Origin of the sequence: Enterococcus massiliensis, assembly GCF_001050095.1 — a bacterium.
GTDB lineage: Bacteria > Bacillota > Bacilli > Lactobacillales > Enterococcaceae > Enterococcus_C > Enterococcus_C songbeiensis.
Genome location: NZ_CVRN01000006.1, coordinates 193,417 through 212,595, shown reverse-complemented (window position 1 = coordinate 212,595; position 19,179 = coordinate 193,417). Strand labels below are relative to the sequence as shown.

The 19,179-nt window shown below is 41.1% G+C and carries 17 protein-coding genes; 9 read left to right on the top strand and 8 right to left on the bottom strand.

All coding sequences use genetic code 11. The annotated features are described in order from the left end of the window. Positions 1-102 precede the first annotated feature (102 nt). Complete coding sequence (locus BN1875_RS05740; protein WP_231586077.1) at positions 103-735, top strand: NAD(P)H-binding protein; 633 nt, start codon at positions 103-105, stop codon at positions 733-735. 36 nt (positions 736-771) lie between these two features. Here the strand turns inward: BN1875_RS05740 and BN1875_RS05735 are convergent, their stop codons facing one another. Both BN1875_RS05735 and BN1875_RS05730 read right to left on the bottom strand, forming a co-directional pair. Continuing rightward, positions 772-1,581 (bottom strand): endonuclease/exonuclease/phosphatase family protein, encoded by an 810-nt coding sequence (locus BN1875_RS05735; protein ID WP_048604184.1) that lies wholly within the window; start codon positions 1,579-1,581, stop codon positions 772-774. A gap of 62 nt (positions 1,582-1,643) precedes the next feature. After that, positions 1,644-3,818: a PTS transporter subunit IIBC gene (locus tag BN1875_RS05730; protein WP_048603893.1), complete on the bottom strand. Its 2,175-nt coding sequence runs from the start codon at positions 3,816-3,818 to the stop codon at positions 1,644-1,646. A 330-nt stretch (positions 3,819-4,148) separates the two neighbouring features. Here BN1875_RS05730 and BN1875_RS05725 point away from each other — a divergent pair, with 330 nt between their 5' ends. Next, entirely contained in the window at positions 4,149-6,413 is a 2,265-nt protein-coding gene (locus BN1875_RS05725) for a glycoside hydrolase family 65 protein (RefSeq protein ID WP_048603892.1), read from the top strand. 111 nt (positions 6,414-6,524) lie between these two features. Beyond that, positions 6,525-7,541, top strand: a complete 1,017-nt coding sequence (locus tag BN1875_RS05720; RefSeq protein ID WP_048603891.1) for a LacI family DNA-binding transcriptional regulator — start codon at positions 6,525-6,527, stop codon at positions 7,539-7,541. 44 nt (positions 7,542-7,585) lie between these two features. Here BN1875_RS05720 and manA read toward each other — a convergent pair whose 3' ends face one another. After that, on the bottom strand, positions 7,586-8,533 hold the full coding sequence (manA, locus tag BN1875_RS05715; RefSeq protein WP_048603890.1) for a mannose-6-phosphate isomerase, class I: 948 nt from the start codon (positions 8,531-8,533) through the stop codon (positions 7,586-7,588). 138 nt (positions 8,534-8,671) lie between these two features. Continuing rightward, positions 8,672-9,685 (bottom strand): serine hydrolase domain-containing protein, encoded by a 1,014-nt coding sequence (locus BN1875_RS05710; RefSeq protein ID WP_048603889.1) that lies wholly within the window; start codon positions 9,683-9,685, stop codon positions 8,672-8,674. 258 nt (positions 9,686-9,943) lie between these two features. On the opposite strand from BN1875_RS05710, the gene apf reads away from it, so the two are divergent. After that, positions 9,944-10,537, top strand: coding sequence for an aggregation-promoting factor (apf, locus tag BN1875_RS05705; RefSeq protein ID WP_048603888.1), 594 nt, complete (start codon positions 9,944-9,946; stop codon positions 10,535-10,537). Between the two features lie 64 nt (positions 10,538-10,601). Here the strand turns inward: apf and BN1875_RS05700 are convergent, their stop codons facing one another. Further along, complete coding sequence (locus BN1875_RS05700) at positions 10,602-11,399, bottom strand: CppA N-terminal domain-containing protein (RefSeq protein WP_048603887.1); 798 nt, start codon at positions 11,397-11,399, stop codon at positions 10,602-10,604. A gap of 312 nt (positions 11,400-11,711) precedes the next feature. Between BN1875_RS05700 and BN1875_RS05695 the strand changes: the two genes are divergently transcribed. Together BN1875_RS05695 and BN1875_RS05690 are read left to right on the top strand one after the other, a co-directional pair. Continuing rightward, entirely contained in the window at positions 11,712-13,625 is a 1,914-nt protein-coding gene (locus BN1875_RS05695; protein WP_048603886.1) for a fructose-bisphosphatase class III, read from the top strand. A gap of 185 nt (positions 13,626-13,810) precedes the next feature. Further along, positions 13,811-14,104, top strand: coding sequence for a rhodanese-like domain-containing protein (locus BN1875_RS05690; RefSeq protein WP_048604183.1), 294 nt, complete (start codon positions 13,811-13,813; stop codon positions 14,102-14,104). Positions 14,105-14,223: 119 nt separating this feature from the next. Here the strand turns inward: BN1875_RS05690 and BN1875_RS05685 are convergent, their stop codons facing one another. Next, the gene (locus BN1875_RS05685) at positions 14,224-15,384 is read right to left on the bottom strand and encodes an AI-2E family transporter (RefSeq protein ID WP_048603885.1); all 1,161 of its coding nucleotides are present in this window, start codon (positions 15,382-15,384) and stop codon (positions 14,224-14,226) included. Positions 15,385-15,393: 9 nt separating this feature from the next. Then, complete coding sequence (locus BN1875_RS05680) at positions 15,394-15,747, bottom strand: PTS glucitol/sorbitol transporter subunit IIA (protein WP_048603884.1); 354 nt, start codon at positions 15,745-15,747, stop codon at positions 15,394-15,396. Between the two features lie 117 nt (positions 15,748-15,864). On the opposite strand from BN1875_RS05680, the gene BN1875_RS05675 reads away from it, so the two are divergent. Genes BN1875_RS05675 through BN1875_RS13695 form a run of 3 tightly spaced genes read left to right on the top strand, consistent with a single transcriptional unit; the run spans position 15,865 to position 17,436 of the window. Further along, a complete protein-coding gene (locus tag BN1875_RS05675; RefSeq protein WP_048603883.1) occupies positions 15,865-16,887 on the top strand; it encodes a lactonase family protein in 1,023 nt (340 codons plus the stop codon). A gap of 12 nt (positions 16,888-16,899) precedes the next feature. Continuing rightward, the gene (locus tag BN1875_RS05670; protein WP_048603882.1) at positions 16,900-17,250 is read left to right on the top strand and encodes a hypothetical protein; all 351 of its coding nucleotides are present in this window, start codon (positions 16,900-16,902) and stop codon (positions 17,248-17,250) included. Positions 17,251-17,274: 24 nt separating this feature from the next. After that, entirely contained in the window at positions 17,275-17,436 is a 162-nt protein-coding gene (locus BN1875_RS13695; RefSeq protein ID WP_171000827.1) for a hypothetical protein, read from the top strand. A 56-nt stretch (positions 17,437-17,492) separates the two neighbouring features. On the opposite strand, the gene BN1875_RS05665 is transcribed toward BN1875_RS13695, so the two are convergent. Continuing rightward, positions 17,493-18,992, bottom strand: coding sequence for an Lsa family ABC-F type ribosomal protection protein (locus tag BN1875_RS05665; RefSeq protein ID WP_390622582.1), 1,500 nt, complete (start codon positions 18,990-18,992; stop codon positions 17,493-17,495). Positions 18,993-19,179: the final 187 nt, after the last annotated feature.

Here is a 19,179-nt window from a genome sequence, read left to right as displayed (position 1 = left end):
TCTGTTTGTCGTAAACGTTCTTTTTTGTAAGTGTCCTTTCTTGAAATTCCCTGCACTTCCTTCTATAACGAAAGAGAAGTAAGTGAAAAAAAGGAGTGATAGATAATGGAGATAGCTATTTTAGGCGCCCACGGAAAAATTGCGCAGCTAGTCACAAAAAAATTGGTGAAGGATCCAGTGACTCAACGCTTATTTTTACGAAACACAGCACGCCTTACAGCCCCACAAAATGGTCGGCTGATTGAAGGCGATGCTGAAAATTTAGAACAAGTAAAAGAAGCTATTGAAGGTGCAACGATCGTGTATGCAAATCTTGCCGGCAAAACCATTGAAAATCAAGCAAAAACTATTGTAGAAGCCATGAAAGAAACCGGTGTAAAGCGATTGATTTGGGTTTCAACCTTAGGAATTTATGATGAAGTACCGGGAAATTTTGGTATTTGGAATCATCAAATGCTGGATGGCGGCTATTTGGAAACCTATAGTAAAGCAGCCGAACTAATTGAAAACTCCGGGTTGGACTACACGATTCTTCGTCCAGCATGGTTAACAAATAAGACGGAGGTTTCCTATGAACTAACTCAAAAAGGGGCCCCCTTCAAGGGAACAGAAGTATCTCGTGAAAGCGTGGCGGATTTCATTCGTCAGTTGATTTTGCACCCTGAATCCCATCAAAAAGAATCTCTTGGAATCAATAAACCCAATACAGACGGAGATAAACCGGCATGGTATTAAAAAAAAGGGTCTTGCAAATTTTGCAAGACCCTTTTTTCACGCGGTTGTTACTGCTACGCCATAATGGTCACTGACAACAGGTGTTTGTTTGCCATCAAATACGGTTTGATACGTTAAAACTTCAAAGGAAGCAGAAAGAAAAATAAAATCAATTCGCAACGCTTCAGTATTGTTTTGCCATCCATCGATTTCTTTTTCGATCGTGTGGTTTCCCTTTCGTTGCTGCGCAGTCTGGAAGGCGTCTTGCAAGGTTAATGTGCTTTCAGTCACCAAGTGATAGCCTTCGCTGTCTGCCGGATTATTGAAATCACCCATAATAACCAACAACTCTTTTCCTGTCAGAGCCTTTTCTGTTTCTCGCCATTCCTTGGCAAAGCCTTCTTGCCACCAAGAATAATGACAACTGACTAATCGCACCATCTTCCCTTCGATTTCAGTCAGTCCCGTCACCAGTTTTCTTGTGTGATAGTCCGTTTCTGCTCGACTTTGAGAAACGAAAAAATCGTTGGCAATGATTGGTTCTTTGGACAAAATCGCAGAACCTTCTTGGTAAATATCATAGCCAATGTGACTATAAGCCCAAGTCCAATAATACTCTTGATCCTGAATCTGTAACAGTTCCACTAAACGCAGGGCAAAATTATCCTCCCGAATCGTCACTTCACTGTTCGTCGGGCAATAAGCCCCGTCAAGAACAGCTTCCTTTGCATCGATTCGTTGATTGACCTCCTGAAGACAAATTCCATCATACTGTTCTGCAAGAATTTGTTCTGCAAGTTGTTCCAATTTTTCTTCTGGATCTTCCTCCATCCAACTATGGGTATTTAACGTTAAAAATTTCGCCATTTCACCAAACAACCTTTCTGTCTTGCTTCTTTGTTTAGCTTAGCATTGATTGCCGCTATTGGCTAGAGTTCCACGGTACCGATTTGTTTGCCGGCTGTTTGTGGCCCCTGTTCAGTCAATTGAAGAGATTTAATCACAGCACTATTTGTAAAAGCAACGATCATAGTCGTTTGTTTGCCGGCTTGGGTGATTTTATCTAGAGCCACCTCTGCCAGTAAATCACCTGCTGCAACGGTTTGGCCCTCACTGACTTTAAGTTCAAAAGGTGCTCCTTTTAAATCCACCGTGTCGATCCCCATATGCACTAAAACTTCGAGTCCACTTTCTGTCAAAATTCCCAATGCATGCTTTGTTGGAAAAATACTTGTGATGCTGCCGTTGACGGGGGCAACGATCTTGCCATTTTCAGGCTCCACCCCAAAACCGTCTCCCATCATTTTTTGTGAAAAAACAGGGTCATTAACTGCCGTGATTGGGAATACATTTCCTGTTGCAACGCTCACAAATGTTTCTGTGATTCCTTTGTAGTCATCCGTTGCTGTTTCTGCCCCTGTCTCTGAAAAAACAGCTTTTGGAATTTCAACTCCGGATTCTAAAGTGTCTTGAATATCCGATTTTAAAATATCTGCTTTTGGTCCATAAACGGCTTGCACCCCATTGTCTTTTACCAATACGCCCATCGCTCCAGCGTTTTTCCATTCTGCTTCGCCGCCAACTTTTTCTCGATCCTTGACACTGACCCGTAAACGCGTCATGCAGGCATCAACGTCTGTAATATTTTCCCGACCACCTAACAAATTAATAATTTTTACAATTTGATCGTTGGGATCAAGAGTTCCTGTTTTTCTATCAGTTGTGGGAGTTGTTTCCGGTGCATCTGTTTCATAATTGCCGTTTCTTCCCGGTGTAGCAAAATTAAATTTCTTAATCAAAAAATTAGCCAAAAAGTACATCAACACGCCAAATACGAGAGTAACCCAGACAAAGTTCACCAAATCCATTCCCAGTCCCGCTTTAAGTGCCATCGGGGTTCGTGTCAACAATTCAATATTCCCGAAAGAATGCACCCGCAAATTAACAATATCTGCCATCGCAAAGGCTGCACCTTGAATGACAGCGTACACGGCATAAAGTGGTACTGCTGCAAACATAAACATAAATTCCAACGGTTCTGTCACACCAGTTAAAAAGACAGCCAGTGCTGCTGAAAAATACATTGATTTGTACCGATCTTTTTTATCAGGATCAACATTGCGATACATTGCAGCCGCCAAGCCCATCAAAATACCAGATGCCCCAATCATTTGTCCGACTTTAAACCGGGCAGGTGTCCAATTGCCTAAAACGTGTTGGTATTGACTAAGGTCACCGGCATCTTTCAAATTCACCAAATCCGTTGCCCACGCTAGCCAAAGAGGATCTTGTCCAAAAACCTGCGTTCCTGCTTGCGCACCAGAAAGAATCGTGTAGGCGCCTCCCAATTCTGTGTAGTTGATAGGAATTGTTAACATGTGATGCAAACCAAATGGCAACAGCAAGCGTTCCAATGTACCATATAAAAACGGCGCTAAAACTGGTGCAGATTCTTGTGACTGCGCAATCCACAAACCGAAATTATTAATTCCGGCTTGAATGACCGGCCAAACAAGTGCTAAAACTAATGAAACAAGCACCGAACGAAAAATAACGACAAAGGGAACAAATCGTTTGCCATTAAAAAAGGACAACGCTTCCGGTAATTTGCGGAAATTATAATATTTATTGTAGGCAGTGGCTCCAACAAATCCCGCAATAATCCCGACAAATACGCCCATGTTCAAAGCTGGCGCTTCTAAAACGCTGGTGAAAAATCCGTCTACCATAATTTTTGTTCCCAATAATGTGTGGGTAAATGCTTTTTCATCGGCAAGCATTGCACTGGTTACGCCAAAGATCGAACCGGTGATTCGGTTAATCAAAATAAATGACAGCCCGGCAGCAAACGCACCGCCTGCCCGTTCCTTCGCCCAGCTTCCACCGATTGCCAGTGCAAACAGAACATGCAAATTACCAATAACTGCCCAACCGATATTTTCAATAACGCCACCTGTTGTAATCAAAAATCCCAGCTCCGGATTGATCATCGGAATCGTTTTTCCAATACTGATCATTAATCCAGCAGCCGGCATTACTGCAATTACAACCATCAGGGCTTTCCCAAATTTCTGCCAAAATTCAAAGCTCAATAATTTTTTCATCTTTCTATCTCCTTTTTTATGTAGCAAGTTTTCACGTCAGCCATCGGCACTATCATTATTCAGCAACAAGCAGAACAAAAAGGCTTTTATTAACGCAATCGGTTTCGTTATGTTTTTCATTATAGTCAGAAAGATTGCGTTTGTAAACCACAAATAAATTGTTTTTTCTCTTCACTCTTTTTCCATTCGTTTCGGCTACCATCAACAAAAGACTCGTGACATTTCTCCTTTTTCCAAAAAAATTCTATTTTGCAACGATTCTTCTTGACTAATGCAATCGATTGCGTTTACTATTAGGTGGAAGAACGAAGTCTATTGGAGGGAAAATAAATGAAACAAATCCAACGCCTTTTTGCTATTGATCCTTGGAAAATCGCAACCACCACTTTAAGTAAAGACCACCGCCGCTTGCAGGAATCTTTGACCAGTATCGGCAATGGGTACATGGGCATGCGGGGAAATTTTGAAGAAAGCTACAGTGGTGACCATCACCTTGGCACCTATCTTGCCGGTGTTTGGTATCCTGATAAAACCCGCGTCGGTTGGTGGAAAAACGGGTATCCGGAATATTTCGGCAAAGTCATCAACGCAGTTAATTTTATTAAGATGGATCTTTTCGTCAACGATCAAAAAATCGATTTAAATCAACTGCCCCATCGTGATTTTTATTTGGAATTGGACATGCAGACAGGTATTTTGTCACGATCCTTTACCGTAGATGTTGACGGTGCAACCATCAAATTCAGCTTTGAACGCTTTTTAAGCATTGTTAAAAAAGAATTGGCTTTGATACGGTTAACAGCAGAAGTACTTGCCGGGGAAGCTGACATCACCGTTCTTTCTCAGCTTGACAGCAATGTTCGTAATGAAGACAGCAACTATGACGAACTGTTTTGGGAAGCCCTTGATAGCGGAACGACGGAGGATATGAGTCATTTGACCGTCCGAACAATACCAAATAACTTTGGTATTGAACGCTTTACTGTGACTGCTGCAATGAAACATTCTCTTTTAAGTGAAGAAACAACGACGGAAACTCTCGGCATCACGGATCGTTTTAATTTCCACGCCGCTGCCGGCGAAACAATCACTTTAGATAAAAAAGTCATTTTACTGACCAGCCGTGATGTTCCAGAACAACAAACAGCAATGGCTGCGGAGTTATTTTCAACCTATTCGGAATCCTACGAAGAATTAAAAGACGAACAAATTGATGCGTGGAAAAAACGTTGGGCATTGGCCGACGTAACAATTGAAGGCAATCCTGCAGCGCAACAAGGCATCCGTTTTAATTTATTCCAACTCTTCTCCACGTATTACGGCGAAGATGAACGTTTGAACATTGGACCAAAAGGATTTACTGGTGAAAAATACGGCGGTGCAACCTATTGGGACACAGAAGCCTATGCTGTTCCTTTGTATTTAGCTTTGGCAAAACCGGAAGTTTCGTTGAATCTTTTGAAATACCGTCACAATCAATTACCGGAAGCCCATCACAATGCGCAACAACAGGGATTAAAAGGAGCGCTTTATCCCATGGTCACCTTTACCGGTGTCGAGTGCCACAACGAATGGGAAATCACCTTTGAAGAAATTCATCGAAACGGTGCGATTGCTTATGCCATTTATAATTACACGAACTACACAGGTGACACAACGTATTTAAAAACAGAAGGCTTAGAAGTATTGACAGAAATCGCCCGCTTCTGGGCTGATCGGGTCCATTACTCTAAACGCAATAAAAAATATATGATTCATGGCGTGACCGGACCAAATGAATATGAAAACAACATCAACAATAACTGGTACACCAACACGATTGCAACGTGGGTTCTCAGCTATACCTTAGAAAATTATCGTCGTTTCAAAGAAAGTGCGACGGTGTCGATTTCTGAAGCTGAACAAGAAAAATGGCAAGATATTATCGACAACATGTACTTCCCAGAAAATAAGGAATTAGGAATCTTCGTCCAACACGATACTTTCCTAGATAAAGACCTAATGCCAGTTTCTGATCTTGACCCTGCTCAATTACCATTGAATCAAAACTGGTCATGGGATCGCATCTTGCGTTCTTGTTTTATCAAACAGGCAGATGTGCTGCAAGGAATTTATTTCTTCCAAGATCAGTTTACAGAAGAACAAAAGCGCAATAACTTTAATTTCTACGAACCAATGACTGTTCATGAATCTTCCCTTTCTGCCAGCGTTCACGCCATTTTAGCGGCGGAGCTGGGAATGGAGGAAAAAGCGTTGGAAATGTACGAACGGACAGCTCGTTTAGATTTAGACAATTACAATAACGATACGGAGGATGGACTGCATATTACTTCAATGACTGGCAGCTGGTTAGCAATCGTGCAAGGATTTGCACAAATGAAAACCGATCATGAAACCTTGCGTTTCGCACCATTCTTGCCTAAGACTTGGGACAGCTATGCCTTTCACATCAACTATCGCGGACGACTGATCGCCATTAATGTGAACAAAGAGACCGTTCGCTTGTCACTGGTTTCCGGCGAACCGATCGCCTTATCTCTCTACGATGAACCAGTTACCTTAACAGATGAACTTACTGTAGCGATTCCTGAATAAAAAGAAAGCGGAGATTTCCTCCGTTTTCTTCATTTGTCCGTAGAATCTTCAACAGAACTTTGATATGATGAACAAGAAAATTTTATCTTTAGCATGAGGAAGTGTTGATCCATGAGTATCACGGTTAAAGACGTAGCCAAAAAAGCGGGAGTCGCTACCTCGACTGTTTCCCGCGTGATCAATGACCATTCCAGCATTTCTGAGGAGACTAAGAAAAAAGTCCGCAAAGTGATGAAAGAACTGGGGTACGTACCAAACATGACTGCCCGCAATCTTGGGAAACAAATTTCCAGTGCGATTGGTGTCATCTTGCCACCGTTGGATTCCAAAGAACGTTTAGGCAATCCCTTTTATTTAGAAACGATCGAAGCAGTCAACGAGGAAGCCAGCCGGTTTCAAATGTCAGTGGCGGTTGCTTCGGCACCTGATTTTGACACCCTTTTAGAAAACGTTAAACGGATGCACCAACAAAAACAAGTGGATGGCTTCATCCTTACCTATTCAGACAATCATGATCCGGTGATTGATTATTTATTTAAAAACAGTATCCCCTTCACCTTGATTGGACAAGCCTACAAAAACGAGGAAAAAATCGTTTTTGTCGATAACGACAATCAACTGTTGGGAAAACAAGCCACCGAGCATTTGATTGAAAACGGGCATGAACGGATTTTATTCATCACCAATACCGTTCGGGAAAATCTTTATTTTGAACGCTATTTTGGTTACCAAAAAGCCTTGATGATTGCGCAATTGCCAACCTTTCCAGCAGTCACTTTTGAAGAACCGGAAGATTATGTAGCGTTTGAAACCGTATTAAAGGAAACCAAAGCAACTGCACTAGTAGTCATTGATGATTTGTTCGCTGTGCGGGTCATGCAACTGGCAAATCTTTTCGGGTATCACGTTCCGGACGATCTTTCTCTTGTCAGCTTTAATAACTCGATCTTTTCTACATTGACTCATCCTTACCTCACCAGTATCGATGTGGATGTCACGCAATTGGGAAAGATGGCGACTCAAAAACTGATGGAACAAATCAATCAACAAGTTTCTTCCGGTATCCGAGTAATCGTTCCTCACAAATTGATCCGTAGAGAAACCGTATTGAACCTGAAAAAAATCTAAAAAAATGCTCAGAGCTCGTTCATTTCGGGCTCTGAGCATTTTGTTTATTTCCCTGGTTCAGAAGCGATGATCGTTAGTTCGCCCTCTAGTTGCCATTGATCGATTCCTGTTGGTAAAAGACAACTAGTGCCTTTTTTCAATTCATACGATTTTCCATCAATAATCAAATGTCCATAGCCGTCAATAACTGTCATCAACGTATAAGGGGCTTGTGCCTCTAATTTAAGTTGACCAACCACTTGCCATTCATATACGTTGAAGAAATCTGTTTTCAGATAAGTGACTACCGACGATTTTCCTTGTTTGACTTCGGTGATTGATAATTCAGGCTTGCGTGCTGGAACTGTTGTCACATCAATAGATTGTTGAATATGCAGTTCCCGCGTATTGCCCTGATCGTCTTTGCGATCGTAGTCATATACCCGATAAGTCGTATCTGAACTTTGTTGAGTTTCTAAAATCATAATGCCTTTCCCAATTGCATGGATCGTTCCACTCGGTACATAATAGAAATCCCCTTTTTTCACAGGGACCCGTTTTAATAAATCATCCCAACGTCCATCATGAATCATTTCTGCTAATTCTTCCCGTGTTTTGGCATGGTGACCATACACAATTTCTGCGCCGGGCTCCGCATCGATAATGTACCAGCATTCCGTTTTTCCTAATTCGCCTTCGTGGATTTTTCCGTAGGCATCATCAGGATGGACTTGTACTGATAAGTCATCTTCTGCATCTAAAATTTTAATCAGTAATGGGAAAACTGGTTCACTAGGATTGCCAAATAACTCTTTATTGGTTTGCCACAATTCATCCAATTTTTTTCCTTTAAATTTACCGTTTTCAATTACGCTGACTCCATGGGGATGGGCACTGATTGCCCAATCTTCGCCAATTTTATCGTTAGGAATGTCAAAACCGAAAACAGAACGCAGACGGCTGCCGCCCCAAATTTTTTCTTGGAAGACAGGTTTCATAAATAGTGGTTCCATCTTAACTCTCCTCATTCATTTTTTTGGTATAAAATTTTTAGATTTCATACGATTTTTCATTACGGTCATCTTTCTCTTGCTTTGATTTACAAAATTAGACAGAATGACCGCACTTTCCTTAGCCATTATATCATTTTTTCATTCAAGGAAACGTTCTTTTTGATAGACCGCCAGAATTTCGTCTCGGTGTTTGATATAGCCCGCCCGATCATCATTGGGGTGAATGCGATTGCTCAAAAAGATACACGCCTCCTGCCTTTGAGGATCAATTAACAAAAAAGTGCCGGTATAACCGGTATGAAACAAAGCAGATTGTTTGGATGCTATTTTTAGATCCCAACCGAATGAGCGTCCGCCTTTTCCATCAGGAGTTTGATCTTTTAGCAGCTGAATAATTGTTTTTTTTCGCAAAAAAGACTGTCCCGCTATCATTCCCCAATCAAGATACATCTGCACAAATTTTTCCAAATCCGCCAAATTCGTAAATAATCCGGCATTTCCGGCATGTTCTGCTAATATTCGCGCTTTCGGATCATGGGTGATTCCCCGCAAAACAGTGCCGTCTGCTTGCTGCTGGGTGGGAATGATTTTTTTCTTATCTGAAGGCAAAAAGCAACTTGCAGTCATTTTAAGCGGTGTTAAAACTTCTTCTTGAAAGATTTCTATCACCGGTTTTTGAAACAATTTTTCCAACATGAATCCTAGCAAAATCGTACCGGCATCCGTATAATTAACGACTTTCCCAATATTTTCGCCATTTTCCATTTTTAGATACGCTTGTCGCAACGCCTCTTTATTCAGCTGATCCCGATTTGGAATCCAGGTCTGGATATCCGCCGTATGGGTCAATAAATGACGCAACGTAATTTCCCGATTCAAAAATTCTGGCAAATAGGTATGCAGTGATTGATCAATCATGAGTTTTCCTTGTTCCCATAATTTGAGAACCACCGTGGTTGTACATACAACTTTAGTCAAAGAGGCAACATCAAACAGCAGAGATTCTTCCATTCCCTGAAACTCCGGAAGGATGGCGGCAGCGCCGTAAATTCCCATCTCTTTATTTTTCCCATGAATCAATTCATAGATGACCCCGGGATAAACACCTTGTTGCATTTTTTTCTGGATGATTTTTTGTGTTGCTGGATACATGGTGTACCTCCGAAATTGGTTTTCTTTCATTATAACGCTTTTTTCCTTGTTTCGTTTTTTCCATGACGTTTGTTGTTTGTTCTTTATTACACATTGTAAAAAAACTTCCTTTTATGTAACAATCTTTATCCATTTGTGATGAAACGTCATCTTGTTTTTACCAATGAAATATAAATGCGTGTTAAAGTAGCTCTTGTACCTGAGAAACACACAATCCGCTTAGTGAACTCGGCCTAAGCACAGATGGAGGAATTTTTTATGAAATTAGGAAAAACAGTACTTTTTGGCGGCTTGCTTGCTGCAGGTCTAGGCTTTTCTTTTGGTTCAAATGCAGATGCGGCTGAAGTATATACCGTGCAAAGTGGTGATACGCTTTTTTCTATCTCTCAAGCATTCGTTGGAGATGACAGCTTAATCGACACTCTAGTTGCTGACAACGAAATCGCTGATCGCAATTTGATTTATGTTGGTCAACAATTAACAATCGATACTGAGGGAACAGTTACAACTGCACCTGCAGAAGTTGCTGAAACAACTGAAACAGCACAAGAATCAACTGAACCTGCTTACCAAGCGGAAGCAACACAAAGTACCGAACAAGCAGACACAACAGAGACGACATCGACCGCAACAACTTCTTCTGCAAAAGAATGGATCGCGCAAAAAGAATCTAGTGGTTCTTATACTGCACAAAATGGCAGATACTACGGTCGTTACCAATTAGACTCTTCTTACTTAAATGGTGACTACTCTGCTGCAAACCAAGAAAAAGTCGCAGACAACTATGTAGCTAAACGTTATGGCTCTTGGGAAGCTGCTCAATCCTTCTGGTTAGCAAACGGCTGGTATTAAGCCGACTAAATAAAAAAATCAGGTTGGCTCTCACGAGTCAACCTGATTTTTTTCTATTTCCTGTTTAGTTTGCGGCATCTGCCACAAACCACCATTCAAGACCAATAGCATCATAAATAGTTAAGATACCTTTTTTCTTATCGTAATAAAACGATTGTTTCTTCGCTTCCAAGCGATTTTCCAACGCTTCTAATTCTTGATTTGTTACGCTCACCTTGAAAAAATCCAACCCTAATACTTTATGGGTTTCCAGATCAATCGTTCCACCATGGGCTTCTGTTAATTCCACCTCGAAGCTCGCTTCTGACGTTCCATCTGCCGCGACAAAATCAGCTAACTTCAAATATTCGTCAAAAAAGAGGACTTCTTCGTTTAAATTGCTGGCGTGAAGATGAACTTTTCCAAAATGAGCGGGCTCTGTCAAACCGGCAAAGGTGCCTGTCGCTTGCGTTGCTAATTCTTCCGGTGCTGTTTCAGTTGCTTCATAATAAATTTCCAGCGGATTGCCTTCCGGATCTGCCACCAAAATTCCCCAAGCTTGTTCATAGGTTACATATTCAAGCGCGTACTCCCGATCATTCAAGCGTTTCAAAATTTCCGCTGCTTCGGTATCCGATACGACTAAACGCAGGCGCTGTAATTTTTTGATTTCTCCTAAAAAGTCTTCTGCTCGTGGGCTTTCCTCCAACCACAACAATTCATTTGGTTGATCAATCGTCCCAAAAATCGCTAGTTCGTTTTCTTCTCGTTTCAAAGAAAAGCCAATCATATCACGATAAAACTCAATCATTTTATCACGGTTTTTTACACGAATTGCAATCGTCTTGATACGTGACTGTCTACCTACAGTAAATTCTACCATGCCTATTGCTCCCTTCTGTCCCATCAACATTTTACTGACAAACCAGAAATGGCGCAACTGATATCCCTTGAAAAAAAGCAGATTACCGCAAATTATTCGTTTTTTCCTGCAAAAAAAGAGGTCGCTTTGTAATCTATTTTTTGATTTCTACAGCGATTTCCTCCTCACTACTTATTTTTCCTCAGAAAACACCATGTAGACCATTTATCCTATAAAACGAATAAGGAGCGTGAAATATCATTATTTACACCTATACTTTTAATTTATTATTTGCTATATTGGAAAGTGACCATGTAAAAAGGAGCGAAAATCGTGGAAGAAAAATACTTGCAACTATTGAAAGAAAAATTTGCAACGAAAGAAGCCGTTTTGACGGAATTGATCAATTTAGAAGCGATTCATCGCCTGCCAAAAGGCACCGAACACTTTGTCAGTGATATCCACGGTGAATTCGCAGCATTCGATCATGTTTTACGTAATGGTTCAGGAAGTGTGAAAGAAAAAGTTCGAGAATGTTTCCCCACGTTTTCCGAGGAACAATTGCTGGACTTATGTACACTGATCTATTACCCGGAAGAAAAAATGAAACAGTTACAGCTGTCTCCTGAAAAACGCCCCGTCTGGTTTCGCCAACAATTACTGGCTTTGCTACGGGTAACCAATTATGCCGGACGAAAATATACCCGTTCAAAAGTCCGCAAAACATTGCCTCCTCAATTTGCTTACATTTTAGAAGAATTATTAAGCGAAGTCGAAGCGCAAAAAGATAAAATCGATTATTTCGAAGGAATCATTACAAAATTAATTGCTCTTGAACAAGCCGAGGCGTTGATTGTGGCTCTTTCGTATACAATTCAACGTTTGGTGGTGGATCATTTGCATGTGGTCGGAGATATTTTTGACCGGGGACCTAAACCTGATGCAATCATCGAGCGATTGATGCAACTTCCCTCCGTCGACATCCAATGGGGCAACCACGATTTGATTTGGCTTGCGGCGGTTGCCGGCTCTCCTGTCGCAATGATGAACGTGATTCGCATCTGCGCCCGTTACAATAATCTCGCCTTATTAGAAGACAGTTACGGCATCAATTTGCGCCCTTTACTGCACTATAGCAAACGTTACACCGTTTCTCCGGCTTTTGATCCTAAATTCGATGACGTTCCCTGCTATCACAAAGAGGAAAGAAAACTTCTTAATCAGGTGCAGCAAGCAGCAGCAATTTTGCAATTCAAATTAGAAGGACAACTAATCCAGCGGCGACCTTGCTTCTTATTGCAGCAGCGAAATGTCTTGGAGCGGATTCATTTTCCGACACAACGGATTCATTTAGACAGCGGCAGCTACCCCTTGACTGATTTTTACGCCCCAACGATTGATCCTACTGATCCCACTGCTTTGACAGAGGAAGAAAATCAGTTGATTCAACGACTGCTTGCTTCATTTCAGCAGTCTGAAAAATTAACTCGACATACCGATTTCTTAATGGAAAAAGGTGGTATGTATCTTTGTTTCAATAATAATTTATTGTTTCACGGGTGTATTCCTCTTCATGAAAACGGCGATTTAAAATCACTGCGGATAGAAGGAATCAATTATGCCGGTAAAGACCTGCTGGATTATTATGAACAGCAAATTCGCAAAAGCTATCACGAACCAGAAAAACAAACCGATCTAGCCACCGATCTATTATGGTATCTCTGGATGGGAGAATGCTCTTCTTTGTTCGGCAAAGAAGCCATGACGACCTTTGAGCGCTATTATTTAAAAGATTCCCATACCCATTATGAGAAAAAGAACGCCTACTATCGTCTGCGAAAGGAAGAACAGACATGCCGTGAAATTCTCACACTGTTTGGTTTGCCGGAAAGCGGACATATCATTAACGGACATACCCCCGTTCAAGAAAAAAATGGGGAAAATCCAATCAAAGCTAACGGCAAATTAATCGTAATTGATGGTGGCTATGCAAAAGGTTACCAGAAAAAAACTGGCATCGCCGGTTACACCTTGTTAGCTAACAGCTACGGTATGCAACTAGCTGCCCACCAGCCTTTTACTTCCGTGGCGGATGCTGTGACCAACGGAACCGACATTTTATCCGTCCTTCGTTTAGTTGCTGTGGCAAAAAAACGGACCACCGTCAAAGACACGACAATTGGTAAAACAATCACGCAAGAGATCGCTGATTTGGAGAAACTTTATCGTCAATTCAACATGCTTTGATTTTTTATAGCGTTTTTTCTCATTTTTGTTCTTATTTTCTCTGACAAAAAACCAATGACTCTCTGCCTGCAACTACTTTCTGAAAATATTGCTCATTATTTTCTTACAATTAATCAGAAAGGTTGAAAATTCTATGGAAATGTCCTAAAATTCTACCATCTTACAAAATGAAAGTTGGTAAAAAAATGACCTCTATTTCGATGCAAGATTTCAATTCCTTGCGTGCAGAAAAAGATCTCGCGATTCTCGATATTCGCGATACTCAAGATTTTGACCTTCGCCACTTAGCAACCGCTCAATCGATTCCTGCCACCAGCATCCCTGGTAGCTTGAATACCTTAGATATGACAAAAACCTATTACATCATCAGTTATTCTGGTCGTCGTTCCGAAATCATTGCGAATTACCTAACCAGCAAAGGGTTTACTGCTGTCCATGTGATTGGCGGAATGCGAGCATTAGGGCAGCTCGCGGCTTAATTAAATGAATCAAGGCGACAAAAAATAAGGCAAAAAAAATCCGACCAATAGCAAAAGTTTCCCGCTGTTTAATAATGCAGCAGCTTTGCTATTGGTCGGATTTTTTCATCTGCAGAAACTTATTCTTTTTTGATTTCCTCTGGTTCTTTTTCATACAAACCGGAAATGCTGCGATACCATTCAAATAAGTGGGTAATCACCACTTTGGCGGCTGCATAGACAGGAATCCCGAAGATAACGCCGATAACACCAAAAAGTTTTCCAGAAGTCAGCAGAACCAACAGAATTGTTACCGGATGGATCGACAACTGACTACCTAAAACCAACGGCGAAATCAACCGTCCTTCAATTGTCTGCTCGATGACAAAAACAATCAAAACCTTTACCAGCATGAAAGGTCCCACTACGATTGCCAGAAAAACCACTGGAACCATTGCCAAAAATGAGCCTAAGTAAGGAATCAAATTTAAAAATCCTGCGATGATTCCCAAAGTAACGGCATACTCCAATCCGATGATTGAAAAACCAATGATAAACATAATTCCTACAGCCAACGCAACCGTCAACTGCCCACGAATGTAGGAAGAAACTTGTTCATTAACCTCTTTTAAAACTTTCAAAGTTGGTTTCCGCAAGCGAGTCGGCAAAAATTTTACAAAATAAGGTGCAAGGTTACGTCCGTCTTTCAATAAATAAAAGAGGATAAACGGCATCGTTAAAATTGCCACCACCACCGTTGCCACTGCACCGACAAAATGACCGATATTTTCAATCGTTGATTTTGAAAAATCCTGAATAAAAGCAGTCAACCAACTCATTACTTTATCGCCGTATTCTTCGACTTGATCTTGAATCTGTGAAAAAATCGGATCATTCAATATTTCCTGTACCTTATCATCCACCACTGTCAGATACCCGGGGAAATTTTCGGCAAAGCTTAACGATTGCTCACGGATTTTCGGTACAATGACCACAATTCCCCAAACAAGCAAGCCAATCAACAGTAAAAACAGCAAAGTGATACTATAAACACGTTTTAACCCTTTTTTCTCTAAAAAATCAACTGCCGGATTCATCAAGTAATACAAAATTCCCGCCATGACAATGGGCAGACTCACAACACCAATAAATTGAACCACTGGTGTAAACAGATATGAAACCTTTGTAAAAGCATTGAGAATCAACAGGATCAGCAGAATCATCAGCAACGCTGTCACAAATTGATTATTCAAAAACCATTTCCAAAACCAGGAAAGTTTGTGTTTGTCTTTTCGTTCCATCACGACCTCCTATGGATAAGTAACTGTCATCCCGACTGCAATTTTCGGTAACGCATCTGGTGCTAAATAGACCCCGTTGGCGATCACATTAGTTTCCGGTACTTCGTCAAAAACAAAGGTCACGTGTTGCAATGAGTGCAGATTTTGATTGACAGTATTTCCGGTAAAAGTCACCACATAGGATTTATCTCCAAAAGTAATTTGGTCTCCTTGCTTGATTTCGATGGTTTTCGGATCTGAAATCTCCTGAATCACCGAATAACGTTTCAAGCCCTCCGTCGCGCCGTCTCCGAAGAAAAGCAAAATTTTTTCATTTTCATCGATGGCTTCTTTGCCAATCGCAACGATTTTTCCTTTTGTCATAGCTTCGATCTCCTTTCGTCCATTCAAAAATATTATAACACAGTCGATCATTTGGTGAACGCTGACAATCCTTTATATGGTAAAATAAAAGAGTATTCATTTCTTAGGAGGTAGCTTATGTTAAAAAAAATATTGCTTGGTACGTATACTCGCCGAGAAAGCAAAGGCATCTACTCAATCGTACTAGACACCGAAAAAGAAACACTGGAACAATTAGAACTTGTTGCATCAGAAAATAGCCCAACCTATCTTGCCCGCAGCAAAGACAGCAATACTTACTCGGTAACTTCCGTGGAAGGCCAAGGCGGTTGTGCGGCTTACAATGAGAATTTTACCTTTTTAAATGCCATTACCGAAGAAGGTGCTCCCCTTTGTTACGTCTCCGTTGACGAACCACGTAAATTAGTCTATGGCGCCAACTACCACAAGGGGGAAGTCAATGTCTACCGCATTCTGGCAGACGGCTCTTTGGCAGCATCAGATGCTTTGTACCATGACGAACCGACCGGCAGCCACGAAAATCAAGACAAACCCCATGTCCATTATACTGACCTAACACCAGATGGGCGGCTGGCTGTTTGCGATCTTGGTACAGATCGTGTGTACACCTACGATGTTTCCATCGAAGGCAAACTTTCAGAAGTTGCCGTTTATGTTGCAGAAGACAAAACTGGTCCCCGTCATTTGGCGTTTCATCCAAACAAAGAAATTGCTTATCTTTTTGGTGAATTGGACAGTACGATTACAGTACTGCGTTACAACAAAGAAGATGGCAGCTTTGCAGCGTTACAAAAAATTTCTACCTTGCCAGAAGATTTTCATGAATTTAATGGTGGTGCTGCCATTCGTGTTTCCAATGACGGTCGCTTCGTTTATGCATCAAACCGAGGACATAATTCCATCGCTGTTTTTCAAACGGCAGACAACGGACAACAGCTTGCCTTTGTTCAACACATTTCTACAGAAGGCGACTTTCCACGGGATTTTGCCTTAGATCCAAGCGATCACTATCTCGTAGCAGCGAATCAAAACAGCGACAATTTGACTCTTTACCGTCGCGACAGCGAATCTGGTAAATTAACTCTGCTTCAAAAAGATGTCTACGCACCGGAAACCGTTTGTGTTTTATTTGAAAACTAATGGAGGAATCTTATGTTTACGAAAACCCCTGTAGAATTATTGCTTAAGGATTTTTCTAATCTGTTGAATAAATGCCAATCGGTGTACGACTTGGTGCTAAGCCGCCGCTACAACGAAAATCTGGCTATTTTGACGACTGCCGAGGCCTATGCCATTGCGGAAAAAACTTATGTCCGCTGTGATCAAAATCCCCAGTTGCAAACAACCGAAGTGGAAAACTTCATCAATGCTTTCGATGATTTTTATTTTGAACTAAAGCAGGTGTTGTTCCATGCGGATGATGACCTGCCTTCCCTTGAGAAACGTTTGGCAAAAATGCGGGATGAGTATGAAGCCTTGACCGCTGCCTTTCAGCTTTTTTAAGACGAAAGAAAGAAGGAACTCTGAATGAATCAAGATGAAGTTGTTGCACGTTTAAAGGAAGAATTAAATCTCCCTTTTTTTAACGGAAAAGTCGAAGCCAAAGAATACAGCGAAGAAGATTATCAAAAAGTAAAAGCTGATTTGATCAAATACTTCGACGACTACGTTCGTAATGTTGAAAATTAATCAAAAATAAAAAAACGCCAAAACAACCGTTCTTGCGGGCTGTTTTGGCGTTTTTCTTATTCTGGCTGCAACGTAACGATCTGTGTTGCCACATTTTGTAAAAACGTTTCATCATGCTCTACGATTAGCATCGTTGGTTGAATTTCTTGAATAATCTGCTCCAACTGTTCTTGATTGAAGACATCCAAATAATTCAACGGCTCATCCCAAATAAATAGTTCTGCGGGTGTTGCCAAAGATTTTGCCAGCTCAACTCTTTTCCGCTGCCCCATACTCATTTGCTCAATTCGATTTTGAAAAACGGTTCGCTCAACACCTAATTTACGCAAATTGTTTAATAATTCTTGATAGGACAAATGATGTTCCTCTGCAAATTCTGTCAACGTCCCCCGATTGTCCTCGTAATTTTGCCGAACATAACTGATAGCAACATTTTGCGGACGGAGAATTTTCCCAGCTGCTTCTCCGTTAAATTGTCCCAACAAATAATTAATAATGGAGGATTTTCCTGATCCGTTTGCTCCCCGTAAGGCGATACGTTGCCCTTTTTCCAAATCAAAGGTGATTGGGGCAAACAAGGGCTTTTCATAGCTTAACTGCAGATTTTCGACCTGCAACAGTGATTTATGATAACTCGGCTGAAAATTCATCGTCAACGGGTCGATATACTCGATATCTTTTAACAGTTTTTCTTTTTCCGATACCTGATCGGTCATACGTTTCACAATTGCCTTGGAACGTTTCATGGTGCGGGCAGCATCCGCACCGATAGCTCCTTTATTCGTTCGTCGGGCTTCCGTGTCGATAAACCCTTTTTTCTTTTTCGTTTTATCTCCTTCACGGGAACGCGACCATTCTGCTTTTTCAGCGGCAGTTTGTTTCAAACGTCCAATTTCTTTTTTCAGCTTGGCATTTTCTTCCTGCTCATGCTGATCCCGCAATCGTTTTTGTTCTTCATAAACCGAAAAATTACCCTGATACAAAACCAGTTGACTTTTCTCGATAGATAAAATATGATCCACGACTTCATCGACAAATCGTCGATCATGACTGACCACGATAAACCCCTGCCGTTTTTCCCGCAAATAATCCGCTACCTGTTGCCGGGCAACGATATCCAAGTGATTGGTGGGTTCATCGATCAAGGGGAAATTCACATCGTCTACAAACAATAAAGCCAATAAAACTTTTGTCTGTTCTCCCCCTGAAAGGCTGGAAAATTCCCGCCATAAAATTTCCGGGTCCACCTGCAGCAAATTCAGCTCCCGTTCGATCTTCCATTGCTCAAAATCGGATAATTCCTGCAAGACATAGTAGGTCAACTGCTGCTTATCCTCAATTTTTTGAGGAAAATAAGTGAAGGTCATTTGATGCTCGATTTTTCCGCTGTAAGGTAGTTTTCCCCTCAATAAATTCAGTAGTGTCGTTTTTCCTCGACCATTTCGCCCAATCAAACCCAATTTCCAATTGGTGTCAATCATTAGATTTGTGTGGTCAAAAAGATTGATTGTCTGACTATCAAAGCCAAACGTTAAATTTTTAATTGTAATTGTCATTTTTTTCATCACCTCAATAAAAAAACCTCTCCTATTTTCAGGACAGGCTTTCACGGCAGACGGATAGACAAAAAAGACCCCGCCAATTGAAAAACCACACCAATCCTGAAAATCTGCACACTGTCCCCATAAATTATTGAATACATCATAAATTAGGCACACTCTTAATGCAGCTTCAATCAATTGG